The sequence below is a fragment of the Rhodanobacter sp. Soil772 genome (genome assembly GCF_001428385.1).
Lineage (GTDB): Bacteria > Pseudomonadota > Gammaproteobacteria > Xanthomonadales > Rhodanobacteraceae > Rhodanobacter.
In genome coordinates, this window is the sequence record NZ_LMSK01000001.1 from 1,327,111 (window position 1) to 1,339,265 (window position 12,155).

The following is a 12,155-nucleotide window of genomic DNA, read 5'->3' on the forward strand; positions in this document are numbered from 1 at the left end:
CCCGACATGAAAAAAGCGCCCGAGGGGCGCTTTTTTCATGTCCAAGCCGAATTGGTCGGGGCGGCCGGATTTGAACCGACGACCCTCTGCCCCCCAGGCAGATGCGCTACCAGGCTGCGCTACGCCCCGACATACGGCAAGCTGGCAAGTCTAGCAGCTTGTGCGGCGCGTCCGGAAGCCTTCAGCGGCGCAGCAGAGTCAGCACTTCTTCCAGTTCCATCCGCACCTGGCGCACGATCTGGTGCGAGATGCTCGCCTCCATCCGTGCCTGCGGGCCTTCCAGCCGTGCGCGCGCGCCGGTAATGGTGAAACCCTCGTCGTACAGCAGCGAGCGGATCTGGCGGATCATCAGCACGTCGTGGCGCTGGTAGTAACGGCGGTTGCCGCGGCGCTTGACCGGATTGAGCGCAGGAAACTCCTGCTCCCAGTAGCGCAGCACGTGGGGCTTCACACCGCACAACTCGCCGACCTCACCGATGGTGAAGTAGCGCTTGGCCGGGATGGCAGGCAGTTCGGTGTTATTCCCTTGATCCAGCATAGCCCTCGACTCTTACCTTGAGTTTCTGTCCCGGTCGGAACGTCACCACGCGCCGGGCGGAGATCGGAATCTCCTCGCCGGTTTTCGGGTTGCGTCCAGGCCGCTGGTTCTTCAGCCGCAGGTCGAAATTGCCGAAACCGGACAACTTCACCTGTTCGCCATTTTCCAGTGCCCCGCGGACCACCTCGAAATAGGCGTCCACGAATTCCTTCGCCTCACGCTTGTTGAGGCCCACGTCGAGGAAAAGCCGCTCGGCCATTTCCGCCTTGGTCAGCGCCATCTCATCCTCGCAGCTTTGCCTTGCATGATTGCTCCAACGCAGCTAGCGCTTCTCGTACACAACGGTCCGCGTCGTCGTCGGTAAGCGTGCGTGAAGCGTCCTGTAAAATCAAGCCCATAGCGAGACTTTTTCGGCCCGCTTCGACTCCCTTGCCGCTGTAACGGTCGAACAGGCGCAATTCCTTCAGCCGTTCGCCCAGCGTGTGGCGAACCGTCTGCTCGATCTGTGACCAGCTGACCGTTTCCGGCAGGTCCACCGCGATGTCACGGCGTACCGTGGGGAACCTTGGCACCGCCCGTGCCTGCGGCAGGCGACGCGCCAGCAGCGGCTCCAGGGCCAACTCCAGCACGTGTACGTCGGCGGCCAGGTCCAGCGCCTTGGCCAACTGCGGATGCAGCGCACCGAGATAGCCCACGGTCGCGCCATCGCGTACCACCCGCGCGCCACGTCCCGGGTGCAGCCAGCCCGGCAGGCCATCGGCATGCACCGACCAGCGCTGCGGCTCGCCGCCCCAGGCGATCAAGGCATCCAGGTCGCCCTTGAGGTCGTGGAAATCCAGCGCCCTTGCCGGCTCGCCCCACTGCTCGGCACGGGCATTGCCGCAGGCGACGATGGCCAGGCTCGGCGTCTCCACCGGGGGATCGCCTTCACCAAACACCCGCGCGACCTCGAACAGGCGCACCCGCTCCTGCTGGCGCGCGCGGTTGTGGCGCAGCGCCTCGATCAACCCCGGCAGCAGCGATGGCCGCATCACCGCCAGATCGGCCGACAGCGGATTGGCCAGCGCCACCAGGCGCTCGGTGAAGCCCCAGTCCGCCAGCAGGTCGGCCGCCACGAAGGACAGATTCACCGCCTCGTAGTAGCCGCGCGCGGCCAGCTGTTCGCGCAGCGCCAGCTCGCCGATGCGTGCCTCCGGTTCGATCGCCAGGGTCAGCGCGCCAGCCGGCGTCGCGGTGGGGATGTTGTCGTAGCCGAAGATCCGCGCAACTTCCTCGATCAGGTCTTCCTCGCGCTCGATGTCGAAGCGGCTGCTCGGCGCGATGACCTGCCAGCCGTCGGTTGTCGTTGCCACCTGCATGCCGAGCGCGGTGAAGATGCGCGCCACTTCGGCATCCGCCACGTCCACGCCGAGCACGCGCTTCAGGCGCGCGCGGCGCAATGCCACCGCCGCCGGCAGCGGCAGGTCGGCCAGGTTCTCCGCCACCAGCACCGGCCCGGCCTCGCCGCCGGCGATCGCCAGCAGCAGTTCGGTGGCGCGCTCCAGCGCGCGGCGCGGCAGTTCCGGATCGACGCCACGCTCGAAGCGGTGCGAGGCATCGGTGTGCAGGCCGAGCTTGCGCGCGCGGCCCATGATCGCGGCCGGCGCGAAGTGCGCGGATTCCAGGAAGATGTCGTGCGTGGCATCGGTGACGCGCGAGTCGAAGCCGCCCATCACGCCGGCGACCGCGAGCGGTTTCTTCTCGTCAGCGATCAGCACGAAGCCGTCATCCAGCTTCGCCTCGTTGCCGTCGAGCAGCTTCAGCGTCTCGCCGGCACGCGCGTGGCGCACCACGATGTCGCCTTCGAGCGTGTCGTTGTCGAACGCGTGCAGCGGCTGGCCCAGTTCGAGCATCACGTAGTTGGTGACGTCGACCACCGCGCTGATCGGGCGCAGGCCGGCGCGGTGCAGACGTTCGGCCAGCCACAGCGGCGTGCGTGCGGCCGGATCGATGCCCTCGACGATACGGCCGAGATAGCGCGGCGCATCCTTGCCCGCTTCCAGCCGGATGCCGCGACGCGCGGCGCCGGTGACCGGCGCCGGCGCCTGTATCGGCACTTTCACCGTGCTGCCGAACAACGCGGCCACGTCGTGCGCCAGGCCGACCAGGCCGAGGCAGTCGGGCCGGTTCGGAGTGAGCTTGAGCTCGAAGCTGGCGTCGGGCAGGCCGAGGTAGTCGGCCAGCGACTGGCCGACCGGCGCATCCAGCGGCAGTTCCAGCAGGCCGGACGCGTCGGCGTCGATACCCAGTTCCTTCGCCGAGCACAGCATGCCGAACGATTCCACGCCACGCAGCTTCGCCGCCTTGATCGCGACACCACCCGGCAGCTTCGCCCCGACCATGGCCAGCGGCACTTTGATACCGACGCGCGCGTTCGGTGCGCCGCAGACGATCTGCAGCGGTTCGCCCGGCCCCGCGTTCACCCTGCATACCTGCAGCCGATCCGCTTCCGGGTGCTTTTCGGCAGCGATGATCTCGGCCACCACCACGCCGGCCAGGTCGTCGCCCAGCGGCGTGAGTTCTTCCACTTCCAGCCCGGCCATGGTCAGCGCATGGGCCAGTTCGGCGCGGTCGGCCTTGATCTCGACCAGCTCGCGCAGCCAGTTCTCGGAGAATTTCATGGTTTGGAATCCGGAATTCGGGATTAAATATTCGGGATTCGGAAAGCGTGGAATCGAGGCTCTTGCGAATCCCGAATCCCCATTCCCGAATCCCGCTCCTCAGGCGAACTGCCTGAGGAACCGCAGGTCGTTCTCGAAGAACGCGCGCAGGTCGGAAACGCCGTAGCGCAGCATCGCGAAGCGTTCCACACCGAGGCCGAAGGCGAAGCCGGTGTAGCGCTCCGGGTCGATGCCGCAGTTCTTCAGCACGTTCGGATGGACCATGCCGCAGCCCAGCACTTCCAGCCAGCGGGTGGAGCCGTCTTCGGCATCCCAGCGGATGTCCACCTCGGCCGAAGGCTCGGTGAACGGGAAGTAGCTTGGGCGGAAGCGCATCTCGAAATCGCGCTCGAAGAACGCGCGGATGAACTCGGCCAGGGTGCCCTTCAGGTCGGCGAAGCTGGAGGTCTCGTCGACCAGCAGGCCTTCGATCTGGTGGAACATCGGCGAATGGGTCTGATCCGAATCGCTGCGGTAGACCTTGCCCGGCGCGATGATGCGGATCGGCGGCTGGCGGCCGGCCATGCTGCGGATCTGCACCGGCGACGTATGCGTGCGCAGCAGGCGGCCGTCGCCGAAGTAGAAAGTGTCGTGCATGGCGCGCGCCGGATGGTGCGGCGGGAAGTTCAGCGCCTCGAAGTTGTGCCAGTCGTCCTCGATCTCCGGACCATCGGCGCGCTGGTAGCCGAGCCGCGCGAAGATCGACGCGATGCGTTCCAGCGCACGGGTGATCGGATGGATGCCGCCGCGCTCGCCATCGCGCCCCGGCAGGCTGATGTCGAGTTTCTCGGAGGCGATGCGGCGATCGAGCTCGGCCTGTTCCAGCACTTGCTTGCGCGCGGCCAGCGCGTCGGCGAGTCGATCCTTCACGCGGTTCACTTCGGCGCCGCGCGCCTTGCGCTCATCCGGCGCCAGCGCACCAAGCGTCTTCAGCGCGGCGGTGACGATGCCACTCTTGCCCAGCAGTCCGACGCGCAGCGCATCGAGCGCCTCCAGCGTGTCGGCCTTGTCGATATCGGCCAGCGCCTGCGCGGCGCGGCTGTCCAGGTCGTCCATCGATACGATTCCCACTTGAGGACCCCACAGAAACGAAAACGGGGAGGAGGCGTTGGCCTCCTCCCCGCTTGCTTTACATCATATCGCGCTGACGCAGGAGCGTCCGACGATCAAGCGGCCAGACTGGCCTTCGCTTTCTCGGCGATCACTTCAAACGCCTTGATGTCGTGCACGGCGATATCAGCGAGGACCTTGCGGTCGACGGTGATGCCGGCCTTGCTCAGGCCATTGATCAGGCGGCTGTAGGACAGCCCGAACATGCGCGCGGCGGCGTTGATGCGGACGATCCACAGCGCACGGAACTGGCGCTTGCGCTGCTTGCGGCCGATATAGGCGTACTGGCCGGCCTTGATGACGGCCTGGTTGGCAACGCGGAAGACCTTGCGGCGGGCGTTGTAGTAGCCCTTGGCGCGGCCGATGATTTTCTTGTGACGACGACGGGCGGTAACGCCACGCTTTACACGAGCCATGGTTTATCTCCTCGTCTTACAAGTACGGCAGCATGCGGGCCACACCCGGGGCGTCACACGCCTTGAGGTGGTTCTTGGAACGCAAGCCGCGCTTCAGCTTGGTCGACTTCTTGGTCAGGATGTGTGACCGGAAGGCGTGACCGCACTTGATCTTGCCCGACGCGGTCTTGCGAAAACGCTTCGCAGCCGCCCGGTTGGTCTTGATCTTGGGCATGGGAATGCTCCTTGTATGGGGGCTCGCCCTGCGCGGGCAGCCCCGGTTTCTGACTGATCTGGCGGTGGCGGCACCCCCGAAGGGATCCGGCCACGCTTTCCGTCCTGCCACGATCGGTGCACGACCCATCCAGGCGGGTCGAACCGGCGATTATACGGAGTTCATGGCGCTGATGCCAGTAGGGGCGCACCCTGTGCGCGATGGCTCCTGGATTGAAGCCCCGGAGCCATCGCACACAGGGTGCGCCCCTACACAACGACACCCGAAGGTGTCGTGGCGGCTTATTTCTTCTTGGGGCCGATCATCATGACCATCTGGCGCCCTTCCAGCCGCGGGAACGACTCGATCTGGCCGTTCTCGCCGACGTCTTCCTGGATCTTCTTGGCCAGGTTCTGGCCCAGGTCCTGATGCGACATCTCGCGGCCGCGGAAGCGGATGGTGACCTTGACCTTGTCGCCCTCTTCCAGGAAGCGGAGCATGTTGCGCAGCTTGATCTGGTAGTCGCCCACGTCCGTGACCGGGCGGAACTTCACTTCCTTGATCTCGACCTGCTTCTGCTTCTTCTTGGCGGCCTGCGCCTTCTTCTGGGCTTCGAACTTGAACTTGCCGTAATCCATGATGCGGCAGACCGGCGGGTCGCCGTTCGGCTGGATCTCGACCAGATCCATGCCTGCTTCCTGCGCCAGGCTGAGCGCCTCGTCACGACTGAGAATGCCCAGCTGTTCCGAGTCAGCGCCAATCACGCGCACACGCGGCACGCGGATTTCCAGGTTACGACGATTGCCCTTGTTGTCGGTGGTAGCGATACCACGATCCTCCAGAAGAAGTAATGAAACAGACCGCCCGGCGCTCAGCGCCGGATTTCGGTCTCCAGTCGTTCGACGAAGCTGGCCAGCGGCATGCTGCCCAGGTCCTCGCCGGAACGGGTACGCACAGAAACGGCACCCGTTTCCTTCTCGCGATCACCGATCACGAGAAGATAAGGCACTTTCTGCATCGTATGTTCGCGGATTTTATAGCCGACTTTCTCGTTGCGCAAATCCGATTGTACCCGGAAACCTTTGTCGACAAGGGCTTGCGTCACTTCACGAACGTAATCGGCCTGCGCATCGGTGATATTGAGCACCACTGCCTGCACCGGGGCCAGCCAGGCCGGCAGCAGGCCGGCGTGGTGCTCGATCAGGATGCCGATGAAACGCTCCATCGAGCCCACGATGGCCCGGTGCAGCATCACCGGATGCTGCTTCTGCGAGTGCTCGTCCACGTACTCGGCGCCCAGGCGCTCGGGCATCATGAAATCGACCTGCATGGTGCCGACCTGCCAGGCGCGGCCGATCGAATCCTTCAGGTGGTACTCGATCTTGGGAGCGTAGAACGCGCCCTCGCCCGGCAATTCCTCCCATTCCACGCCGGCGGCGCGCAGCGCGCGGCGCAGCATTTCCTCGGTGCGATCCCAGAATTCGTCGGAACCGATGCGCTTGTCCGGTCGCAGTGCCAGCTTGATCGCCAGGTCGGTGAAGCCGAAGTCGGCATACACCTTCATCGCCTGCAGGTGGAACGCGGTGACTTCCTCCTCGACCTGCTCCGGCGTGCAGAAGATGTGGCCGTCGTCCTGGGTGAACGCACGCACGCGCATGATGCCGTGCAGCGCACCGGACGGTTCGTTGCGGTGGCAGCCGCCGAACTCGCCGTAGCGGATCGGCAGCTCGCGGTAGCTGCGCAGGCCGGTATTGAACACCTGCACGTGGCCCGGGCAATTCATCGGCTTCAGCGCGAAGGTATGCTTCTCCGACTCGGTAAAGAACATGTTCTCGGCGTAGTTGTCCCAGTGCCCGGACTTCTTCCACAGCGACACGTCCAGCACCATCGGGCAGCGCACTTCCTGGTAGCCGCTCTTCTTGTACACGCCGCGCATGTACTGCTCGACCTGCTGCCAGATCGCCCAGCCGTTCGGGTGCCAGAACACCATGCCGGGGCTTTCTTCCTGCTGGTGGAACAGGTCGAGCTGCTTGCCGATCTTGCGGTGGTCGCGCTTCTCGGCCTCCTCCAGTTGGTACAGGTAAGCCTTCAGATCCTTGTCGTTGAGCCAGGCAGTGCCGTAGATGCGGCTGAGCATCGCGTTGTTGGAATCGCCGCGCCAATACGCGCCGGCCACCTTCATCAGCTTGAAGGAGTGCAGCTTGCCGGTGTTCGGCACGTGCGGGCCGCGGCACAGGTCGGTGAACTCGCCTTGCGAGTACAGCGACAGATCCTCGTTGGCCGGAATGCCCTCGATGATCTCGGCCTTGTAGCTCTCGCCCAGGCCGCGGAAGAACGCCACCGCCTCGTCGCGCGACTTCACGCTGCGCGTCACCGGCAATTGCTCGGCGACCAGCTTGTGCATCTCCGCCTCGATCTTCGGCAGGTCGTCCGGAGTGAACGGACGCTCGTAGGCGAAGTCGTAGTAGAAGCCGTTCTCGATCACCGGGCCGATCGTGACCTGCGCGCCCGGAAACAGCCGTTGCACCGCCTGGCCCATCAAGTGCGCAGTGGAGTGGCGCAGGATTTCCAGCGCCTCGGGGCTTTTCTCGGTGACGATCTGCAGGCTGGCGTCGTGCTCGATCGGGAAGCTGGCGTCGACCAGCTTGCCGTCGACCTTGCCGGCCAGCGTTGCCTTGGCCAGGCCGGCGCCAATCGAGGCGGCCACGTCCTGCACGGTGACGGGATGATCGAACGGCCGCTTGCTGCCGTCGGGTAGTGTAACTTCAATCATGGGAGCTTCTCTGGAAAGCAAAAAAGGGCATGACGCCCTTTTTTTGTAAACGAAGGCGTGGTGGCGGTCAGTCGTGGAAGCGGGTAGTTGCCATGTCGCACACTCGGCCGGCGCAAGCGCGGGCCACCTTGGTCTTGGGCGATATCGAAACGCTAGTTTAGCCCAGATTGCCTGTCAATCCTCACCCGGTGCGGCCTTACCGGCGGTGCTCGGGCGGTAGAATGCCCGCGATCTTCCGAGGACACTCCATGCGCATCCTGGTTACCGGCACCGCCGGCTTCATCGGCGCCGCCCTGGCGCAGCGCCTGCTGGCGCGCGGCGACGTGGTCCATGGCTACGACAACCACAACAGCTACTACGATCCGGCGTTGAAGGAAGCCCGCCTGGCGCGCTTCGCCGATCATCCGAACTACACCCATCAGCGCGCCGACTTGGCCGACGCCGACGCAGTGAATCGCGCATTCGCCACGTTCAAGCCGCAGCGCGTGGTGAACCTCGCTGCACAGGCCGGCGTGCGTTATTCGCTGCAAAACCCGCAGGCCTACGTGGCGAGCAACCTGGTCGGCTTCGTCAACATCCTCGAGGCCTGCCGCCACGGCGGCGTGGAGCATCTGGTCTACGCCTCGTCCAGCTCGGTCTACGGCGCCAACCGCAAGCTGCCGTTCGCGGTGGAGGACGCGGTCGACCACCCGGTCAGCCTATACGCCGCCAGCAAGAAGGCGAACGAGTTGATGGCGCATACCTACAGCCATCTATACGGCCTGCCCACCACCGGCCTGCGCTTCTTCACCGTGTACGGGCCGTGGGGCCGGCCGGACATGTCGCCAATGCTGTTCGCCGACCGGATCAGCCGCGGCGAACCGATCGACGTGTTCAACTTCGGTCACCACAGCCGCGACTTCACCTATATCGACGACATCGTCGAAGGCGTGATCCGCGCGCTCGACCATCCGGCCGAAGCCGATCCGGCGTACGACGCTGAGCGGCCGAACCCCGGCACCTCGAACGCGCCGTACCGCGTCTACAACCTCGGCAACGACCAGCCGGTGCAACTGCTGCGCTTCATCGAACTGCTGGAACAGAACTTCGGCCGCACGGTCGAGAAACGCCTGCTGCCGATGCAACCGGGCGACGTGCCGGACACCTGGGCCGACGTGTCGGCACTGCGCCGCGACGTGGGCTACGCGCCGCATACCTCAATCGAGGATGGGGTGGCGCGCTTCGTCGAGTGGTACCGCGGGTACCACCACAACTGACTCAAAACGGCTTGGCGATCACCAGCCAGATCACCCCCAGCAACAGCAGCACCGGCAGCTCGTTGAGCCAGCGCAGCGTGCGCGAGGATGGCAGCGCGCCGCCCTTCCCGCTGCGCTTGAGCATGCGCCCGGCCCAGATGAAGTAGGCCAGCAGCACGGCCACAAAGGTCAGCTTGGCATCGATCCAGTGCGTGCCGGCGGTGACGTTCGGCAACGTCTGCGGAAATACCCGCCAGCCTTGCCACAGGGTCAGCCCGAACAGGAACGCGATGCCGAACATGTTGTGGCCGAACTTGTACAGCCGCCGCCCCATCAATTGCAGCCGCGCCAGCACCGCCGGCTCGTTCGCCGCTTCAGCCAGGTTCACCAGGATCCGCGGCAGGTAGAACACCGTGGCCATCCAGGCGATGACGAACAGCAGGTGCAGCGACTTGATCAGCAGATAGGTCATGGCAAAGACATGTGGCCGCTGCGGCACGCAGCGGTCGCGATGATAGCGCGGGGGCCGGCGGTCAATCCCGCGCCGGCCCGATCCGCTCCAGCAAGGCCTGCAGCAACCGCTCCTGCCGATCCGCGTCGAGCGGCGCGTCGTGGCGGTCGGTGAGCTGGAAAAAATCCTCCACCCGCTCGCCGAAGGTGGCGATGCGTGCGTCGTGCACGCGCACCTCGGTGGCCAGCATCACCTGCGCCACCGCGGCCAGCAAGCCGGGGCGGTCGGTGCCGACCAGGGCCAGTTGGGTGCGGTCGCCGGCGGCGTGGAAGCTGATCTTCGGGGTCATCTGGAAATGCTTCTGGTGGCGCGACATGCCGCGTTTGCTCGGCTGCACGCCGGCCGATTGCGCCAGCGCGCGCTGCAACCGCTGCTGCAGTTCCTCCGCACGCGCCGCGCTCACCGGCTGCTGGCTGTCCGCGTCGAGCAGCAGGAAGGTGTCCAGCGCCATCCCGGTCGGTGAGCTGAGGATGCGCGACTCCATCACCGAGAAGCGCAGCCGGTCCAGTACCGCAGTCACCGTGGCGAACAGGCCGTCGCGATCGGGCGTGTAGACGAACAGCTCGGTGCTGCCACGCACCGACAGCGGATGCACCGCCACCAGCGGCAGCGCCCCCTGCGCGCGCAGGATCGCCGTGGTCTGCCAGGCGATCTGCTCGGGCCGATGCCGCAGGAAGCTGAGTTGGGGAAAGTCGGCCCACACGCGCATCACGTCGGCCTCGGCATGGCCTTCGTTCAGCAGCAGCGCCAGCGCGTATTCGGAACACTCGTGCACGCGCACGCCGATGTCGCGCGGCAGTTCCACGTCGCTGCGCAAGGCGTAACGGGTGCTGGTGTACAGATCGGCCAGCAAGCGGTCCTTCCAGCCGTTCCACAGCCGCGGGCTGGTGCCGATGATGTCGGCGATGGTCAGCAGGTACAGCTGGCCGAGCCGCTCGCGATTGCCGACGACTTCCGCAAACCGGTGCACCACGTCCGGGTCGGTGATGTCCTGGCGCTGCGCGGTGGTGCTCATCAGCAGGTGCCAGCGCACCAGCCAGGCCACCCGCTCGACATCGCCGGGCGGCAGGCCCAGCCGGGTGCAGAAGGCGCGCGCATCTTGCTCGCCCAGCACCGAGTGGTCGCCGCCGCGGCCCTTGGCGATGTCGTGGAACAACCCCGCCAGCAGCAGCACCTCCGGCGCGGGCAGGCCGGCCCAGATTTCGCAACCCAGCGGAAATTCGCGCTGCGCCGCCGGGTCGGCAAAACGGGCCAGATTGCGCAGCACGCGCAAGGTGTGTTCGTCGACCGTGTAGACATGGAACAGGTCGTACTGCATGCGCCCGAACACCTGACCGAACGCAGGCAGGATCGCCGCCAGCAGGCCGTGCCGGTTCATCCGCCACAGCGCCTCCACTGCCGGCGCGCCACGACGCAGCAGTTGCAGGAAGACGGTCAGCACCTCGCGGTCGTCGGCCAGCGCATCGCCATGCACGGCGGTGGCCTGGTGGATGCGGCGCATGGTGTCGGCGCTGAAGCCGAGCACGCCGGGCTGGTCCATCCGGACCATGAAGATCTCCACCAGGGCCGCCGGCCGATGCATGAACAGCTGCGGGTCGCGCGCCGCCAGACGCTTGCCATAGCGGATGAAGTCGGCGCCTACGGGCACCGCTTCGCCGGGCAACTCCAGCATCTCCTCGAAGCGTTCGGCCACCTGCACGCCGAGCCGCTCGACCTGGCTGGCGGCGCGGTAATAGCCCTGCATGAACTGTTCGACGCCGAGGTTTTTCTCGTGCTCGTCCTCAAAGCCCAGCCGCGCGGCCAGCGCGCGCTGGTAGTCGAACAGCAGCCGTTCCTCGGCCCGGCCCGCCTCCAGGTGCAACGCGTAGCGGTAGCGGCGCAGGACGGCCTCGGACTGCTCCAGCGCGGCTTGCTCGGCGGGGTCGAGCAAACCCTCGACCACCATGTCGGGCAAGTCGTTCGCATGCGCCAGCCGCCGCCCCATCCAGCGCAGCGAATCGAGTGTGCGCAGACCGCCAGGGCCATCCTTGAGGTTCGGTTCGAGGTTATAGGCGGTGTCGTCGAAGCGGGCATGCCGCGCGTTGCGCTCGGCCAACCGGGCGGCCAGGTATGCCTGTGGCGGCCACAGCGCCGGATCTTCGACGATGGCCCGCAGCCGCGCATCGGACGCCGGGTCGCCGGCCAGCCGGTGCGCGTCCAGCAGGCTGGTGAACACGCTGGCGTCCTGCGCGGCCAGCGCGCGGCACTGCGCGGGATCGCGCACCGCATGGCCGACCTTCAGGCCGACGTCCCACAGCGTGGCGAAGAACTGCTCCAGCGCGCGCAGGCGCGCCGGCTCCGGCGCCTGCACCAGGGCCAGCAGATCCACGTCCGAGTACGGAAACAGCAGGCCGCGGCCGAAGCCGCCGACCGCGAACAGCGCCGCTCCGACCACGTCGCCGAGGCAGGCCATCCATACGTGCGCCACGATGCGCGCCACCGACTCGCCCCGGCGCCGCGCCAGCGCGCTGGCGTCGGCGCCATCGCGAAACGCGGTGGCCAGCGCGCGGTCGACGTCGCCCAACAACTGCCGCAAGGCCTGTCGTGCCTCGACGGAGACACCCGAACGCGGCACCGCCACCGGCAGTCGCGGCAACGGCGGCAAGGCGACAGGATGGGTCAACGACATGACTGGGCGACT

At 66.3% G+C, this 12,155-nt stretch carries 11 protein-coding genes and 1 tRNA gene; 1 reads left to right on the plus strand and 11 read right to left on the minus strand.

The genetic code is table 11. The features are described from left to right. Window positions 1–52: 52 nt before the first annotated feature. From ASG75_RS06240 to thrS, 9 genes are all read right to left on the minus strand, one after another. Window positions 53–129 (minus strand) — tRNA-Pro (locus ASG75_RS06240). 52 nt (window positions 130–181) lie between these two features. Then, a complete protein-coding gene (locus tag ASG75_RS06245; RefSeq protein ID WP_056386704.1) occupies window positions 182–538 on the minus strand; it encodes a MerR family transcriptional regulator in 357 nt (118 codons plus the stop codon). Continuing rightward, window positions 519–818: an integration host factor subunit alpha gene (gene ihfA, locus ASG75_RS06250; protein WP_007804491.1), complete on the minus strand. Its 300-nt coding sequence runs from the start codon at window positions 816–818 to the stop codon at window positions 519–521. Before ihfA ends, ASG75_RS06245 begins: the two co-directional genes overlap by 20 nt. A gap of 1 nt (window position 819) precedes the next feature. Then, window positions 820–3,198, minus strand: a complete 2,379-nt coding sequence (gene pheT, locus ASG75_RS06255) for a phenylalanine--tRNA ligase subunit beta (RefSeq protein WP_056386706.1) — start codon at window positions 3,196–3,198, stop codon at window positions 820–822. Between the two features lie 99 nt (window positions 3,199–3,297). Beyond that, complete coding sequence (pheS, locus tag ASG75_RS06260; RefSeq protein ID WP_056386709.1) at window positions 3,298–4,293, minus strand: phenylalanine--tRNA ligase subunit alpha; 996 nt, start codon at window positions 4,291–4,293, stop codon at window positions 3,298–3,300. A gap of 110 nt (window positions 4,294–4,403) precedes the next feature. After that, window positions 4,404–4,763: a 50S ribosomal protein L20 gene (gene rplT, locus ASG75_RS06265; protein ID WP_056386711.1), complete on the minus strand. Its 360-nt coding sequence runs from the start codon at window positions 4,761–4,763 to the stop codon at window positions 4,404–4,406. 16 nt (window positions 4,764–4,779) lie between these two features. Then, window positions 4,780–4,977 carry a 50S ribosomal protein L35 gene (gene rpmI / locus ASG75_RS06270; RefSeq protein WP_056386713.1) on the minus strand — a complete coding sequence of 66 codons (198 nt, stop codon included), beginning with the start codon at window positions 4,975–4,977 and terminating at the stop codon, window positions 4,780–4,782. Between the two features lie 281 nt (window positions 4,978–5,258). Beyond that, the gene (gene infC, locus ASG75_RS06275; protein WP_327213305.1) at window positions 5,259–5,783 is read right to left on the minus strand and encodes a translation initiation factor IF-3; all 525 of its coding nucleotides are present in this window, start codon (window positions 5,781–5,783) and stop codon (window positions 5,259–5,261) included. Window positions 5,784–5,827: 44 nt separating this feature from the next. After that, window positions 5,828–7,729, minus strand: a complete 1,902-nt coding sequence (gene thrS / locus ASG75_RS06280) for a threonine--tRNA ligase (RefSeq protein WP_056386718.1) — start codon at window positions 7,727–7,729, stop codon at window positions 5,828–5,830. 248 nt (window positions 7,730–7,977) lie between these two features. On the opposite strand from thrS, the gene ASG75_RS06285 reads away from it, so the two are divergent. After that, window positions 7,978–8,985, plus strand: a complete 1,008-nt coding sequence (locus ASG75_RS06285) for an NAD-dependent epimerase (protein WP_056386720.1) — start codon at window positions 7,978–7,980, stop codon at window positions 8,983–8,985. A 1-nt stretch (window position 8,986) separates the two neighbouring features. Here ASG75_RS06285 and ASG75_RS06290 read toward each other — a convergent pair whose 3' ends face one another. Together ASG75_RS06290 and glnD are read right to left on the minus strand one after the other, a co-directional pair. After that, a complete protein-coding gene (locus ASG75_RS06290; RefSeq protein ID WP_056386722.1) occupies window positions 8,987–9,436 on the minus strand; it encodes a CopD family protein in 450 nt (149 codons plus the stop codon). A gap of 61 nt (window positions 9,437–9,497) precedes the next feature. Beyond that, a complete protein-coding gene (gene glnD, locus ASG75_RS06295) occupies window positions 9,498–12,143 on the minus strand; it encodes a [protein-PII] uridylyltransferase (protein WP_056386724.1) in 2,646 nt (881 codons plus the stop codon). Between the last annotated feature and the right edge of the window lie 12 nt (window positions 12,144–12,155).